The organism is Amycolatopsis sp. PS_44_ISF1 (assembly GCF_032335455.1).
Taxonomy (GTDB): domain Bacteria; phylum Actinomycetota; class Actinomycetes; order Mycobacteriales; family Pseudonocardiaceae; genus Amycolatopsis.
This window is the reverse complement of sequence record NZ_JANUXO010000001.1, coordinates 1517752-1532453: the sequence shown is the minus strand read 5'-3', so window position 1 is coordinate 1532453 and position 14702 is coordinate 1517752. Positions and strand designations below refer to the sequence as shown.

Annotated in this window: 13 protein-coding genes; 10 read left to right on the top strand and 3 right to left on the bottom strand. The window is 71.1% G+C overall.

Translation table 11 applies throughout. The features are described 5' to 3' along the window. The 6 genes from NYF13_RS06940 (at position 1) to NYF13_RS06915 (ending at position 5868) form a co-directional block, all read left to right on the top strand. Positions 1-918: an aldo/keto reductase gene (locus tag NYF13_RS06940; protein ID WP_315654986.1), complete on the top strand. Its 918-nt coding sequence runs from the start codon at positions 1-3 to the stop codon at positions 916-918. Positions 919-1027: 109 nt separating this feature from the next. After that, positions 1028-1924: an SDR family oxidoreductase gene (locus NYF13_RS06935; protein ID WP_315654985.1), complete on the top strand. Its 897-nt coding sequence runs from the start codon at positions 1028-1030 to the stop codon at positions 1922-1924. Between the two features lie 9 nt (positions 1925-1933). Then, on the top strand, positions 1934-2407 hold the full coding sequence (locus tag NYF13_RS06930; protein ID WP_315654983.1) for a pyridoxamine 5'-phosphate oxidase family protein: 474 nt from the start codon (positions 1934-1936) through the stop codon (positions 2405-2407). 82 nt (positions 2408-2489) lie between these two features. Then, positions 2490-3962, top strand: coding sequence for an NAD(P)/FAD-dependent oxidoreductase (locus NYF13_RS06925; RefSeq protein ID WP_315654981.1), 1473 nt, complete (start codon positions 2490-2492; stop codon positions 3960-3962). Further along, entirely contained in the window at positions 3959-4864 is a 906-nt protein-coding gene (locus tag NYF13_RS06920) for a metal-dependent hydrolase (RefSeq protein ID WP_315654979.1), read from the top strand. The genes NYF13_RS06925 and NYF13_RS06920 overlap by 4 nt, the downstream gene beginning before the upstream one ends. Then, complete coding sequence (locus NYF13_RS06915; protein ID WP_315654978.1) at positions 4861-5868, top strand: PDR/VanB family oxidoreductase; 1008 nt, start codon at positions 4861-4863, stop codon at positions 5866-5868. The genes NYF13_RS06920 and NYF13_RS06915 overlap by 4 nt, the downstream gene beginning before the upstream one ends. A gap of 11 nt (positions 5869-5879) precedes the next feature. Here NYF13_RS06915 and NYF13_RS06910 read toward each other — a convergent pair whose 3' ends face one another. Beyond that, positions 5880-6161, bottom strand: coding sequence for a YciI family protein (locus tag NYF13_RS06910; protein WP_315657242.1), 282 nt, complete (start codon positions 6159-6161; stop codon positions 5880-5882). A 234-nt stretch (positions 6162-6395) separates the two neighbouring features. On the opposite strand from NYF13_RS06910, the gene NYF13_RS06905 reads away from it, so the two are divergent. The 4 genes from NYF13_RS06905 (at position 6396) to NYF13_RS06890 (ending at position 10261) form a co-directional block, all read left to right on the top strand. Beyond that, positions 6396-6971 carry a SigE family RNA polymerase sigma factor gene (locus tag NYF13_RS06905; protein ID WP_315654975.1) on the top strand — a complete coding sequence of 192 codons (576 nt, stop codon included), beginning with the start codon at positions 6396-6398 and terminating at the stop codon, positions 6969-6971. Positions 6972-7029: 58 nt separating this feature from the next. Further along, positions 7030-8223 (top strand): N-acetylglucosamine-6-phosphate deacetylase, encoded by a 1194-nt coding sequence (gene nagA, locus NYF13_RS06900; protein WP_315654972.1) that lies wholly within the window; start codon positions 7030-7032, stop codon positions 8221-8223. Positions 8224-8689: 466 nt separating this feature from the next. Beyond that, positions 8690-9310, top strand: a complete 621-nt coding sequence (locus NYF13_RS06895; RefSeq protein ID WP_315654970.1) for a hypothetical protein — start codon at positions 8690-8692, stop codon at positions 9308-9310. 237 nt (positions 9311-9547) lie between these two features. Beyond that, positions 9548-10261, top strand: a complete 714-nt coding sequence (locus tag NYF13_RS06890; RefSeq protein WP_315654967.1) for a VTT domain-containing protein — start codon at positions 9548-9550, stop codon at positions 10259-10261. A gap of 61 nt (positions 10262-10322) precedes the next feature. Here NYF13_RS06890 and NYF13_RS06885 read toward each other — a convergent pair whose 3' ends face one another. Together NYF13_RS06885 and NYF13_RS06880 are read right to left on the bottom strand one after the other, a co-directional pair. Beyond that, on the bottom strand, positions 10323-11717 hold the full coding sequence (locus NYF13_RS06885; RefSeq protein WP_315654965.1) for an FAD-linked oxidase C-terminal domain-containing protein: 1395 nt from the start codon (positions 11715-11717) through the stop codon (positions 10323-10325). Positions 11718-13093: 1376 nt separating this feature from the next. Further along, positions 13094-14632, bottom strand: coding sequence for an MFS transporter (locus NYF13_RS06880; RefSeq protein WP_315654962.1), 1539 nt, complete (start codon positions 14630-14632; stop codon positions 13094-13096). Positions 14633-14702: the final 70 nt, after the last annotated feature.

Below are 14702 nucleotides of genomic sequence, written 5' to 3'. Positions count from 1 at the left end.
ATGACGAAGATCGGCACCTCAGACCTCGACGTGTACGGCCTCAACCTCGGCTGCAACGTCTTCAACACCACCGCGGATGAAGCGGCTTCGCACACGGTGCTCGACGCGTACACCGCGGCCGGCGGAAACTTCCTCGACACCGCCGACATGTACGGCGACAACGGCGGATCCGAGCGGTTCATCGGCACCTGGCTGGCCAAGCGCGGCCGCCGCGACGAACTGGTGATCGCCACGAAGGTGGCCAAATCGGCCCACCGGCCCGGGCTGTCCGCGAAGAACATCGCCGCCGCGGCCGAGGACTCCCTCCGCCGCCTCCAGACCGACCACATCGACCTCTACTACGCCCACGAGGACGACCGGAGCGTGCCGCTCGAGGAGACCCTCGGCGCGTTCGACACCCTGATCCACGACGGGAAGGTGCGCTACGTCGCGGCGTCCAACTACGAGCCCGACCGCCTGGCCGAGGCATTGTCCACTTCGGACCGAGAGGGCCTCGCCCGGTACGTCGCGCTGCAACCGCACTACAACCTCGTGGAGCGTGACTACGAGAAGGAGCTGGCACCGCTCGTGCAGCGCGAAGGGCTGTCGACCCTGCCGTACTTCGGGCTCGCCGTCGGCTTCCTCACCGGCAAGTACCGCTCGAAGGACGAGCCGGGCGACTCGCCCCGCGCCCCGCGAGCCCTGAAGTACCTCGACGAACGCGGTGAGCGGGTGCTGGCCGTGCTCGACGAGGTCGCCGCGGCCCACCGGGCTTCCGTGGCCTCGGTGTCGCTGGCCTGGCTGGGCGCGCAGCCGACGGTCGCCGCGCCGATCGCCAGCGCGCGCAACCCCGACCAGCTCGAAGACCTGATCGCATCGGTTTCGCTGGAGCTGTCGGCCGAGGAGCTGGCGGCGCTGAGCGCGGCCTCCGCGAGCTGACCAGCCGGCCGGGTGACCTCCGCCGATTAACTTACTTTTCAGTAGCTTACTCGGGGTAAGGTGAGCTACGGTGCCCTCCACAGGCGGAAACGAAGCCGAGGAGGGCACCGTGGCACTGCTCAGGAACACCGGGGTCAACGGCAAGGTCGTGCTGATCACCGGGGCGGCGCGGGGCATCGGGGCGGGTCTGGCCGAACGGCTGGCCGCCCGTGGGGCCAAGGTCGCGCTGGTCGGCCTGGAGGCCGAGGAGCAGGCGAAGGTGGCCGCGAAGATCGGGCCGAGCGCGCGGGCCTGGGAGGCCGACGTCACCCGCTGGGACGCCCTGGAGCAGGCGACGGCCGGGGTGGTGGAGCACTTCGGCGGCATCGACATCGTGATCGCCAACGCCGGGATCGCCACGGCCGGCTTCGTCCGGTCGGTCGACCCCGCCGCGTTCGAGAAGGTGATCGAAGTCGACCTGCTGGGCGTCTGGCGGACCTTCCGCGTCACGCTGCCGCACGTCATCGAGCGCAAGGGCTACCTGCTCGCCATCTCCTCGCTCGCCGCGATCACCCACGCGCCCGGGATGGCCAACTACGCCGCCGCGAAGGCCGGTGTGGAGGCGTTCTCCAACAGCCTCCGCGCGGAGGTCGCGCACCTGGGCGTGAAGGTCGGCGTCGCGCACCCCACCTGGATCCGCACCGATCTGGTCGAGAGCGCGGACAGTCACCCGGTGTTCGGCAAGCTCCGCGCGTCGATGCCCGGGCTGATCGGCAAGACCTACCCGCTGAGCGTGGCCCTGGACGATCTCGAGGCCGGAGTGCTCAAGCGCGCCCGGACCATCCACGTGCCGCGCTGGGTCGGCGGGCTCAAGCTGCTGCGCGCGTTCCTGCCGCCGATCATCGAGCTCGGCTCGCGCACGCGGGTGCCGGCCGCGGACCGGGCCGCGCTGGAGGACATCAAGGCGCGCGGGGCGTTCGAATCGGCGGTCACCGGACACGGCGGCCGGGCCGCGACCAAGCGTTAGCCGCCGACCGTGTCGCGTCGTGATCGGATCAGGATGACCGAGGACGAGGTCCGCCGGTACTTCGACGAGCAGAAGGTCATCAACGTCGCCTCGATCGGGCCGAACGGCCGGCCGCACCTGGCCCCGCTCTGGTACTACCCGCACGAGAGCGGGGTCGCGACCTGGACCTACGCCACTTCGCAGAAGGCGAAGAACCTGCGGCGGCGACCCGAAGCGACCGTGCTGGTCGAGGACGGCGAGTCCTACGAGAGGCTGCGCGGCGTCTCCATGGAGGCCGACGTCGAACTGGTCGAGGACACCGCCGAGGTCACCCGGATGGGCATCACCCTGATGCAGCGCTATGCCGGCGCCCAGCCGGGAGATCCGGTGCCCGAGCAGCTGCGTTCGTTCATCGAGGGCCAGGCCCCGAAGCGGATCGGGCTGATCTTCCGGCCGACCCGGGTGGCCAGCTGGGACCACACGAAGCTCGGCGGCTCCTACTAGACGGTAGCTAGTACTTACGGGTAACTGTTACCTGAGGTAACATCAATTTCGCAGATCCCCCAGCGTTGCGGAGGCCGAGGAGATGACCGAGCGGTTCAAGGTCGTGGTCGTGGGTACCGGGTTCTCCGGGCTCGGCCAGGCGATCCAGCTGGAAGAGGCCGGGATCCGGGACTACGTGATCCTGGAGAAGGCGGACGAGGTCGGCGGTACCTGGCGGGACAACTCCTACCCCGGGTGCGCCTGCGACGTGCAGTCGCACATGTACTCGTTCTCCTACGAGCAGAACCCGGACTGGTCCCGGTCGTTCTCGCCGCAGCCGGAGATCTTCGAGTACCTCAGGGGCGTGGCCGAGAAGCACCGGCTGCGGGAGAAGACGCGGTTCGGCGTCGAGATCACCGGCGCGCACTGGGACGATCAGGAGCGCCGCTGGACCGTGACCACCCGGGGCGGTGAAGAGTTCTCGGCCCAGTTCCTGGTCTCCGGGGTCGGCGGCCTGCACATCCCGCAGATCCCGAAGCTGCCCGGGATCGAGGCGTTCGAGGGCCAGAGCTGGCACTCCGCGCAGTGGAACCACGAGTTCGACCTGGCCGGCCAGCGGGTCGCCGTGGTCGGCACCGGCGCCAGCGCCATCCAGTTCGTGCCGCGGATCGCCCCGCAGGTAGCGGAGCTGACGCTGTTCCAGCGCACCCCGCCGTGGATCATGCCCAAGCCCGACCACGAGATGCCGGGCTGGGCGAAAACGCTCTTCAAGCGGGTCCCGGGCGCGCAGCGGCTGTACCGCGCCTTCGTCTACTGGGGCCGCGAGGCGCAGGGCATCGGCTTCAACGGCCACCCGGTGGTCATGAAGGTCGGCGAGCAGCTCGCGAAGCGGCACATGGCCAAGGCGATCAAGGACCGCGCGCTGCGGCGCAAGGTGACGCCGGACTACACCATGGGCTGCAAGCGCGTCCTGCTGTCCAACGACTACTACCCGGCGCTGGCCCGGGCGAACGTCGAGGTCAACACCGACGGGGTGCGCGAGGTCAAGGCGCACAGCGTGGTCGACGGCGCCGGGGTCGAGCACGAGGTCGACGCGATCATCTACGGCACCGGCTTCCACGTCACGGACGCGCTGGAGTACCTGGACATCACCGGCACCGAGGGCCGCAGCCTGGCCAAGTCCTGGGCCACGGACGGGATCCAGACGCACAAGGGCATCACCGTCGCCGGCTTCCCGAACTTGTTCTTCCTGCTCGGCCCGAACACCGCGCTGGGCCACAACTCCGTGGTGTTCATGATCGAATCGCAGTCGCGGTACGTGGTCGACGCGATCAAGCTGGCGGATTCGCGCGGCGCCGCGGCGCTCGACGTCCGGCCCTCGGTACAGCAGAAGTTCCAGGCCGAGATCCAGGACCGGCTGATCAAGGGCGTGTGGACCCAGGGCGGCTGCAAGAGCTGGTACCTCGACGCCAAGGGCGTGAACCGGACCATCTGGCCCGGCGCCACCTGGCGGTACTGGCTCCAGACCCGCCGCGTCGACCCCAGCGACTACGAGCTCAGCGGCCGGTCTTCGTGAGCGCGGAGCCGATCCGGCACGAGCAGATCGTGCTGCACGCCCGTGACGTCGAGTTCGACTGGACCACGCTGCCGATGCACTGGGTGCCCGGCGAGCCGCAGGCCACGCACACCATCAACGTGCTGCACATCGCCCTGCCCGAGGGCGAGCGCTGGTTCGTCGAGGTGTTCAAGCAGGCCGTGCCGCTGATCCGCGACGAGCGGCTCAAGGAGGACGTGCTCGGCTTCATCGGCCAGGAGGCCATGCACGCCGAGGCCCACGACGGCGCCTCGGCGCACCTCGAAGCCGCGGGACTGCGCGTCCGGCCCTACATCGCGCAGATGGAGTGGCTGTTCCGCAAGCTGCTGGGCGACCAGGACCCGCGCGGCCGGACCCGGCGGTCCGGGCCGTCCGGGGCGTCCGAAGTGGAATGGCTGATCGAGCGGCTCGGGCTGATCGCCGCGATCGAGCACTACACCGCGTTCCTCGGCCAGTGGGTGCTCGACGCGAAGGCGCTCGACGATGCGGGCTCGGACCCGACGATGCTCGACCTGCTGCGCTGGCACGGCGCCGAGGAGGTCGAGCACCGGTCCGTGGCCTACGACCTGTTCTGCCACCTGGACGGTCGCTACTCGCGGAGGGTGCGGAGCATGGCCGTGGTGACGCCCGCGCTGTTCTGGGTCTTCGCGCGCGGCACCCGCTTCCTGATGGCGAACGACCCCACCCGGCCGGGCAAGGCGTCGTTGCGCGGGTACCTGGACGCGGCGAAGCGGGGCTTGCTGCCGGGCCCGCGCGAGCTGCTGCGGGAGATCCGGCCGTACTTCCGCAAGTCCTACCACCCCACCGAGACCGGGAACACCGATCAGGCCGTCGCGTACCTCGCGAGCTCACCCTCGGCCCGAGCGGCCGACTCGCCCGGGTGAGCGCGCCCGATTTCCCGGCCAGGCTCGACGACAGCGGGCGGCGGGACCGGCTGATGTCGACGTTGATCGGGGTCACCGCGGCCTACCGCAGGCTCGCGGACCGCTCCGGGCGCAGCCGCCCGCCCGTGCGCGCGGTCGACCGGAACCTGGAACTGCTGGTCGAGACCGTGCGCGAAGAGGCCGAAGGGGTGGTCAGCCTGCGGCTGGCCCGGCCGGACGGCGGGCCGCTGCCCCCGTGGCGGCCGGGCGCGCACCTGGACCTGCGGCTGCCCTCGGGCCGGCTGCGGCAGTACTCGCTGTGCGGCGATCCCGGCGACCCGTCGTACTACCGGGTGGGGGTGCGGCGGATCGGCGCGGCGTCGGCCGAGGTGCACTCGCTCCGACCGGGGGCGAAGGTGCTGGTCCGCGGCCCGCGCAACGCGTTCCCGTTCGTGGCCGCGCGGGAGTACCTGTTCGTGGCCGGCGGCATCGGCATCACGCCGATCCTGCCGATGGTGCGCCGCGCGGCCGCGGGCGGCGCCGGCTGGCGGCTGGTCTACACGGGCCGCGACCGCGCGTCCATGCCGTTCCTGGACGAGCTGGCCGAGCTGCCCGCCGACCGCGTGTGGATCCGGCCGGACACCGAGTACGGGATCCCCGCCTCGGGCGCGGAGCTGCTGGAAGGCGTGCCGGATGGCGCCTCGGTGTACTGCTGCGGGCCGGTGCCGATGATCACCGGCATACGCGTGGACCTGGCGCTCACCGGGGCCGCGGCGGTGTACTTCGAACGGTTCTCGACGCCGCCGATCGTCGGCGGCCGGCCGTACCGGGTGGTGCTGCGCCGCACCGGCGTGACGCTGGACGTGCCCGCGGACCGCTCGACCCTCGACGTGGTCCGGGAGCTGCTACCGGACGTGCCGTACTCCTGCCGCCAGGGCTTCTGCGGCACCTGCGCGGTGGCGACCCCGGACGGTGGGCCGGTGCGGATCTGCGTCGACCGCGGGCCCGCCGTCCTGGAGCTGTGAGTCCGGCCGGGCTAGTCCTGCGGTAGCCAGGCCCCGAGCACCGGCTTGAACTCGCGCACCGTGCGCTCGGCGACCACCCCTTCGAGGTGGTACGGGTCGGTGTCGATCAGCTCGGTGAGCGCGGCCTCGTCTTCGGCCTGCCAGAGCGTGAGGCCGCCGGTGCCGTCGCCGAGCGGGCCCGCGACCGCGACCCGGCCCTCGGCCGCGTGCCCGGACAGGTACTCACGGTGACGAGGCCGGACCTCGGCCAGCTTCTCCTGCACGTAACGGATTTCGACCAGGTACCACGCCATGTTGATCTCCCGGGGCAGCGCGACGGTGACCGGGCCGACGCTACCCGTCACGACCGTGTGGGTCTGAGCATCCGATCGGTGGCAGGCGAGGGCCGACCCGATACGCTAGGCGTGCGCCAGTGGCTGTGAGAACGCTGTGAATACGGGACCAGGCCGCGGGCGCGGCACACCGTGCCCGATCCCGCCCGGGACCACCGGCACGGATTCACCGGGGTCGAGAACAGGCAGGGGTTCATGCTGGAGGGCAACGCGGAACGCAGCGTCGAGGCAACCCTCGGCCACCTGCGGACCATCGACGGACCGGTAGCGCCGCAGCCGCCTGCGGCGCCACTGAACCTCGAAGACCTGTACCGCCAGCACCGGATGCGGCTGGTCCGGCTGGCGATCCTGCTGGTCGACGAGCCGGCCACGGCCGAGGACGTCGTCCAGGAGGCCTTCACCGGCCTGCACCGCAACTGGGGCCGGCTGCGCGACGCGGCCGCGGCCGTCGGCTACCTGCGCACCGCCGTCGTCAACGGTTCGCGCAGCGTGCTGCGCCGGCGCAAGACCGCGCGCGAGTACGTGCCGCCGCACGCGGTGAACGCGCGTTCGGCGGAGAGCCTCGCGATGCTGTCCAGCGAGCACCAGGCCGTGGTCAGCGCGCTTTCGAAGCTCCCGCCGCGCCAGCGTGAGGTGCTGGTGCTGCGGTACTACGGCGGGCTGAGCGAGGCCGAGATCTCCGAGGCCGCCGGCATCTCCAAGGGCACGGTCAAGTCGACCGCCAGCCGGGCCCTGGAGGCGCTGCAGAAGGCCATGCAGACCCAGAAGTGACCCGGGTGGACCAATATCGTCACTGAGTAGCATCCCCCCATCTGGTCCAGACCAATATATGCTGGACGACGTGAAGCACGCCGCAGACTTCGTCATCACGGGCGGCCGGGTCGCCGCCCCGGACCGCGTACTCGACGACGGCTGGCTGTCCGTCGCCGACGGGCGGATCGCCGCCGTGGGCACGGGCACCCCCCCGGGCGGCCCCGAGCTGGAGCGCGTCGACGTGGGCGGGGCCCTGGTGGTCCCCGGTTTCATCGACACGCACTGCCACGGTGGTGGCGGCGGCTCGTTCTCCACACTGGACCCGGCCGAGATGCTGACCGCGGTGCGCGCGCACCGGCGGCACGGCACCACGACCACGCTGGCCAGCCTGGTCTCCGACCCGGTCGACCTGCTCACCGAGCAGATCTCGGCCCTGCGCGAGCTGGTGCAGGACGGCGAGCTGGCCGGCATCCACCTGGAGGGCCCGTTCATCTCACGCGCCCGCTGCGGCGCCCACGATCCGGACACCCTGCTCGAACCGGACACCGGCACGGTGGACAAGCTGCTGCGCGCGGGCCGCGGCGCGATCCGGATGGTCACCCTGGCCCCGGAGCTGCACGGCGGCGTCAAGGCCGTCCGACAGCTCGCGGAATCGGGCGTGACCGCGGCGATCGGGCACACCGACGGCGTCGCCGAGCAGCTCATCCCGGCCATCGACGCGGGCGCCACGGTGGCCACGCACCTGTTCAACGGCATGCGCCCGCTGCACCACCGCGAGCCGGGCCCGGTCGGCGTGCTGCTGGACGACGAGCGCGTGACGGTCGAGCTGATCTGCGACCTGGTGCACCTGCACCCGACCGTGGTGCGCCTGGCCGCGTCGCACGCCGGCCGCGGCCGCACGGTGCTGATCACCGACGCCATGTCGGCCACCGACGCCGCCGACGGCCGCTACACCCTGGGCCGCCTGGAGGTCGACGTCCACGACGGCGTCGCCACCCTGGCCGAAAACGGTTCACTGGCCGGCAGCACCTTGACGATGGACACCGCTTTCCGCAACCTGGTGAAGGGTGCGAAACTCGGTGTCCTGGACGCGGTCCGGGCCACCTCCGGCCGTCCCGCGGAACTGCTGGGCGTCGCGGACCGGACCGGCTCGCTGCGCCCCGGCCTGACCGCGGACGTGGTCGTCCTGGACGACGAACTGCACCCGGTGAAAGTCCTCCGCCGGGGCGAATGGGTCGCCGAGGTCGGCCGGGCTACCTTGAGCACGTAACGATCCAGCCACGACACGGGGGAAGACGAACGGCATGACCGAGCCGAAGGACCCGGAGCGACTCCTGGCCGACGCCCTGCGCGCCCAAGCCGTCTTCGCCCCGTACACCTCGCCTGGTCTGCCCCGTGAGGAATCCGCGCCCGGAGCACCGGACGGCGATGCTGACCCCACCGGCGACCCGGCCGGTACGAGCGGCACCGGCGGTTCAAGCGGCCCCGGCGGCCCTGCTGGCACCAGCGGCTCAGCCAACTCCACTGGCGCTGGCGGCTCAGACAACGCAGCCGGTTCGCCCGGCACCGGCAGTTCAACTGGCACCGGCAGTCCAACTGGCACTGGCGGTTCGCCCGGCACCGGCGGTTCAACTGGCACCAGCAGTTCGCCCGGCACCGGCAGTTCGGCTGACACCGGCAGTTCATCGGACGCGGGCGGCTCCGGCTCCACCGACGCACCCGGACCGAGCGGCTCGGTGGGCACGGTCGGCACCACCGGCCCGACCGCGGAACTTCCACCCCGCTACGGCTTGCTCTCCGGGGCCGGCGCGGACTCCCTGGAACGCGAACGGGCCGCCTTGGACCAGGCCACCGGAACCGGCCCGTCCTCCAGCAGCTACCCCGCCGTCGAAGGTGCGGGCAACTATTCCCCCGGCAACACCGGCACCGGCAGCTTCGGCGGTTCTGGCAGCCCCAGCGGTTCTGGCAGTTTCAGCGGCCCAGGCGGCTCCAGCAGCCCGGGCAGCTTCGGCGGCTCGGGCAACTTCAGCGGCCCCGGCGGCTTCAGTGGCTCTGGCGGCTCTGGAGGTTTCGGCGACTCCGGCAGCCTCAGCGGCCCCGGCGGTTCCAGCAGCTCAGGCGGCTTCGCCGGTTCCGGCGCCCCCAGCGGCTACGGCGGCGGCAGCGGCTTCGCCCCCCACCCCGGCAGTCACCCAGGCCCCGGACACCCCGCAAGCACCCCGCAGCCTTCACCCGCCGCCGCGACGATCCACCAAACCCCGGGCAGCGCCCCGCTGCCCGTCCACTGGGTCTTGCTGCTCGCCCTGCTCCTCGGCCTGGCCGCGGGCTCGGTGATCGGGCTCCTCACGCTGATCTGATCCCCAGCAGTCGCACCCCCATCCCAGATCCCCGGCCCGGGTGCAAGGGCGCGCGGCCGACCTTCGTCGCACTAGCCACTCCGGCCCCACCGTTGTGAGGCCGGCCGTCGCACAAGCGTCCGGAACGCCCGTTTCCACCGGTCCGGGGCATCTTGCGGCTGGTTCGTTCCCGCCTCGCGTGACCTGCGGTTCCTTGCCCGGTGAAGGCACACAGCGTCACCCTGTACCGTTTTCGGTGTGATTCTCGCCCAGAGCACAGTGACGACCATGTCCCTCCTGCCGTCGTGGCTGGACCCGCAGCACCTGCTGACCGGGCTCACCACACCGGTCATCGCCGTGCTCTGCCTGATCATCTTCATCGAGAGCAGCATCTTCCCGGTCCTGCCGGGTGATTCGCTGCTGTTCACCGCGGGCCTGTTCATCGCCAACGACACGCTGAAGGCGCCGTTGTGGCTGGTCTGCGTCCTGGTGACGGTCGCGGCGCTGCTCGGCAACGTCGGCGGGTACTACCTCGGCTACTTCGCCGGGCCGAAGCTGTTCAACCGGCCCGATTCGAAGTTCTTCAAGCGCGAGTACGTCGACAAGACGCACGCGTTCCTCGACAAGCACGGGCCCAAGGCCGTGGTGCTGGCCCGGTTCGTGCCGTTCGTGCGGACGTTCATCACCTGGATCGCCGGCATCGGCCGGATGGACCCGAAGCGCTACTTCACCTACACGGTGCTGGGCGGCATCCTGTGGGCAGCGGGCATCACCGTGCTGGGCTCGCTACTGGGCAACATCGGCTTCATCCGCGACAACGTCGATGCCATCTTCGTGGTGATCGTGCTCGTGTCGGTGGTCCCGATCGGTCTGGAGTACCTGAAGAGCCGCCGGGAGAAGAAGGCGCACGGGGCGGCGATGGCCGAGTCGCCGGCCGAGGTCACGCAGCGCATCCCGCGCGTGCGCGACTGACCGCCGAATTCGTCGAAACGGCGCCGGCCTCCCTCCGCGGAGACCGGCGTCGTTCGCCGTTTCAGTCCTGCATCGAGAACATCGAGCCCGGGTTGAACAGGTTCCCCGGGTCCAGCGCCTGCTTGATCTGCCGGTGCACCCGCAGGCCGACCGGGCCGATCTCGCGCACGAGCCAGTCGCGCTTGATCTTGCCGACGCCGTGCTCGCCGGTGACGGTGCCGCCCAGCGCGAGGCCGATCTCCAGGATCTCGTCGAACGCCTGCTGGGCGCGCGCGAACTCTTCCGGGGACTCGGGCGCGTAGACGATCGTGGGGTGCATGTTGCCGTCCCCCGCGTGTCCGACGACGGCGATCTTCAGACCCACCTTCGCGCTGACCTGCTCACAACCGTGGATCAGGTCCGCGATGCGGGTGCGCGGCACGCAAACGTCGTCGGTCAGCCAGATCCCGTACGTCTCCAGCGCGGTGAGCACCACCCTTCGCGCCTGAAGTAGCATCTTGCCTTCTTCGAGGTCTTCGGTGGCGTACGCGAGGTCGGCGCCGCAGTCGGTGCAGATCTGCTCCAGCGTGGCGAGTTCGCGGCGGCCGGCCTCACCACCGGCGTCGGACTGGGCGAGCAGCAGGGCCCGGCAGTCGGAACCGGCGCCGAGGTCGGTCTTCAGGTAGGTCTCCGACGCCTTGATCGACACCGCGTCCATGATCTCCAGCAGCGAGGGCACCAGCCCCTCGCGGACCACCCGCGCGACGGCCTCACCCGCCGCCTCGGTGCTGCTGAACCCGGCCACGAACGTCGACGGCGCCTGCGGCAACGGCTTGAGCGCGACGGTCGCCTGGGTGATCACGCCGAGCGTGCCTTCGCTGCCGACGAACAGCTTCGCCAGGTCGTACCCCGCGACGCCCTTCACCGTGCGGCGGCCGGTCTTGAGCAGCGAACCGTCGGCCAGCACCACTTCCAGCCCGAGCACGGAGTCGGTGGTGACGCCGTACTTGACGCAGCACAGCCCACCGGCGTTGGTGGAGAGGTTGCCGCCGATGGTGCACCAGTCGTAGCTCGACGGGTCCGGCGGGTAGAACAGGCCGTGCTTCTCCACGGCGTTGCGGAAGTCCAGGTTGATCACCCCCGGCTGCACCACGGCGAGCCGATTGCCCGCGTCGATCTCGACGATCTCGTTGAGCTTGGTCAGCACGAGCACCACGCAACCGTCGATCGCGTTGGCCGCGCCGGACAGCCCGCTCCCGGCCCCCCGCGGCACGATGGGAACCTCCGCGTCGGCGCACGCCTTGACCGCAGCCTGCACCCCCGCGGTGTCCACGGGCAGCACAACGGCCAACGGATTCCCGACGGGCGCCAGCGGCATCATGTCCCGCGCGTACCCGGCGGTGACGTCGGCATCGGTGAGCACGGCGCCGTTACCGAGCTCGTCACGGAGTCGCTGGACCAGGGCCTCATTGCTCATGCGGACCATGGTAAGTGATGAGATCTCCACAGTGCGGAATTTTTCTTCCAATTAAGCAGGATGGCCGTGCGCGGCCACGCTCTGTCGCCGCACCGACCACCAACACGACTCGGCCCGCGTCGGCTGCGGACTGGCATCACTACGAGCGCAGAAACACCGACCGTCGATGCGGAACGCTGCGACAAGGCTGGCCGCCACCTGGCACTGGCCCGCCTCGACGACTTGACTGCCCCGGCGACCGGACCAGCACTGGGCTGCTTCAGAGAGCAGAGCGGGGCCGAGCGGCCAGACGTACACCTGGCGACTTCGGCCGCAGTTAGGCCGAGGCCAGGCCGCTGAACCGGCACCGGGCCACTGCACCGGCCGCCAGGTCAACGCCGGGCGGCCGGACCAGGCCCCGGGTGGCGCCGAACAGTTCGGCAGCCTGATGCGGGCCGGGTAGCTGCGCCGGTAGTCGAACGACCGGCCGGGCGCCGGGTGACCCGGTGCCCGGCCGGATGGAACCGAGCGAAACCGGGCCACAGCAAGCGGCGCCGGAGGGTGGAATCAAACGACACCACGCCGCGGTAAGCAGCACCGAAGGGGAAACCGAGCAAACCGGGTTGCGGCGAAAGCGCCGGTAGGCGCAACTGGGTCGCAGCGAGCAGCGCTGGCAGATCGAACCGAACGAAGCCGAGTCGCGGCAAGCAACGCCGGGGGGTCGAAACTGGATCGCCGCGATCGGCGCGCTGGTAGGTCGGACCGGGCGAAGCTGAGTCGCAGCGAGCGACGCCGGTTAGGCACAACCGAACGACACCGGGTCGCAGCGAGCGGCGCTAGTAGGTCGACTGAGCGAAACCGGGTCACGGCAAGCGGCACCGACGGGCGGAGCCGAGCGAAACCGGGTTGCGGCGAAGAACGCCGATGGGCGGACCCAAGCCGAACCAAGTCGCGGCGGGCGGCGCCGGGAGGTGAAACCGGGCGAAACCGGGTCGCAACGAGCGGCGTGCAGGTAGGTCGGACCGGGCGGGGCTGAGTCGGGGCGGGCGGAGGCCGGGGGGTCGAACCGGGCGAAGCTGAGTCGGGGTGGGCGGAGCTGAGTCGGGGCGAGCGGAGCTGGAGGGTCGGACCGGGCGGGTTGAGTCGCGGCGGGCGGCGCCGGAGGGTCGGACCGGGTGGAACTGAGTTGGGGCGGGCGGAGGCGGGGGTCGAACCGGGCGGAACCGAGGCGGGCAGGCGAAGGCGGGGGCGAACCGGGCGAAGCTGAGTCGAGGCAGGCGGGGGCGAACCGGGCGGAGCTGAGTCGCGGCGAGCGGAGCGGAGGGAGCGAACCGGGCGGAGGCGAGTCGGGCGGCGGAGGCGGCGGGTGGTGGGGCGGCGCCGGGGTAGGTGGGTGGTTATGCGGGTAGTGGTGTCTCCTTGCGGTCGGTGCGGCGGCGGCCGCGGGTGAGCAGGAAGTAGGCCTGGGCCGCGGTGTAGATCAGGATTGCGGCGCCGGCCCAGGCGGTGGTGTGCAGGCCGGAAACGAAAGCCTCGCGGGCGGACGTCACCAGGGCCTCGGCGGCCGGGGCGGGCAGGGAGCCCGCTGCGGCTACGGCGCCGCCCAGGGTGTCGTGGGCGGTGGTGATCGCGGTATCCAGGGCGGGGTCGTGCGGGGTTGCGCTCAGGGAGCCGGACAGGCCGGACTGGTAGACGGCCGTGGCCAGGCTGCCGAGGAGGGCGGTGCCCAGGGCGCCGCCCAGCTCGTAGCCGGTTTCCGAGATGGCGGAGGCCGCGCCGGCGCGGTCGACCGGGGCGGCGGAGATCACCAGGTCGTTGGTGAGGGTCTCGGACAACGCCACTCCGCCCCCGACCAGCACGAAGGCGATGACCACCGCGGCCAGGCCCGCTGTGGTGCCGATGGCCGTGAGCATCAGGAAACCGGCCGCGCCGAGCAGCAGGCCGACGCCGACCAGCACCGGCACGCGGACGTGGCGGGCCAGCCGGACCGCGAGGAGCGCTCCGGCGATGCCCGCGAAGGTGGCGGGCAGCATCCACAGCGCCGCCGTCACCGGGGACAGGCCCAGCACCAGCTGCAGGTACTGCGGAACCAGGAACAACAGCCCCACCAGCGCGAACACCCCGAGCAGGTTGGTCACCACCGAGGCGGTGAACATCCGGTTCGAGAACAGCGCCAGGTCCAGCATGGGCTGCTCGAGCCGACGCTGACGGCGGACGAACACCGCCCCGAGCCCCAGGCCGACCACGATCGCCAGCGCCGCGAGCCAGGTGAAGCCCTCGGTGGCCGCGACCTTGATCCCGTACACCACCGGCAGCATCGCGCCCAGTGAGAGCAGTGCGGACAGCAGGTCGAACCGGCCCGGCTTCGGGTCGCGGTGCTCGGGCAGCAGCAGCGGACCGGCGACCAGCAGCACCAGCATCACCGGCACGTTGATCAGGAAGACCGAGCCCCACCAGAAGTGCTCCAGCAGCCAGCCGCCGACCACCGGGCCCACGGCCATGCCGCCGGAGAACGCCGCGCTCCACACCCCCACCGCGGTGCGGCGACGGCGGTCCTCGGTGAAGATGCTGCGGATCAGCGACAGGGTGGACGGCATCAGGGTCGCCCCGCCGACGCCCAGCAGCGCGCGGGCCAGGATCAGCATCATCGGCGTCGTCGAGAACGCCGCCAGCACCGAAGCCAGGCCGAACGCCACCGCGCCCGCCAGCAGCAGCTTTCGCCGGCCGATGCGGTCGCCCAGGGTGCCCATGAAGACCAGCAGCCCGGCCAGCACGAACGAATAGACATCGACGATCCAGAGCTGCTCGGCCCCACTCGGGCCGAGGTCCTCGCTCAGGTACGGCAGGGCGAACCCCAGCACCGTTGCGTCCACGCTGATCAGCAAAACCGGCAGCACCAGTACCGCCAGTGCCCACCACTGCCCGCGCCTCTCCATGGCGCACTCTTCCTTTCTTGCACCGTCTGGACGGTACAGTTTTGCTCCTGGTGTAGAAGGTAAACCGTCC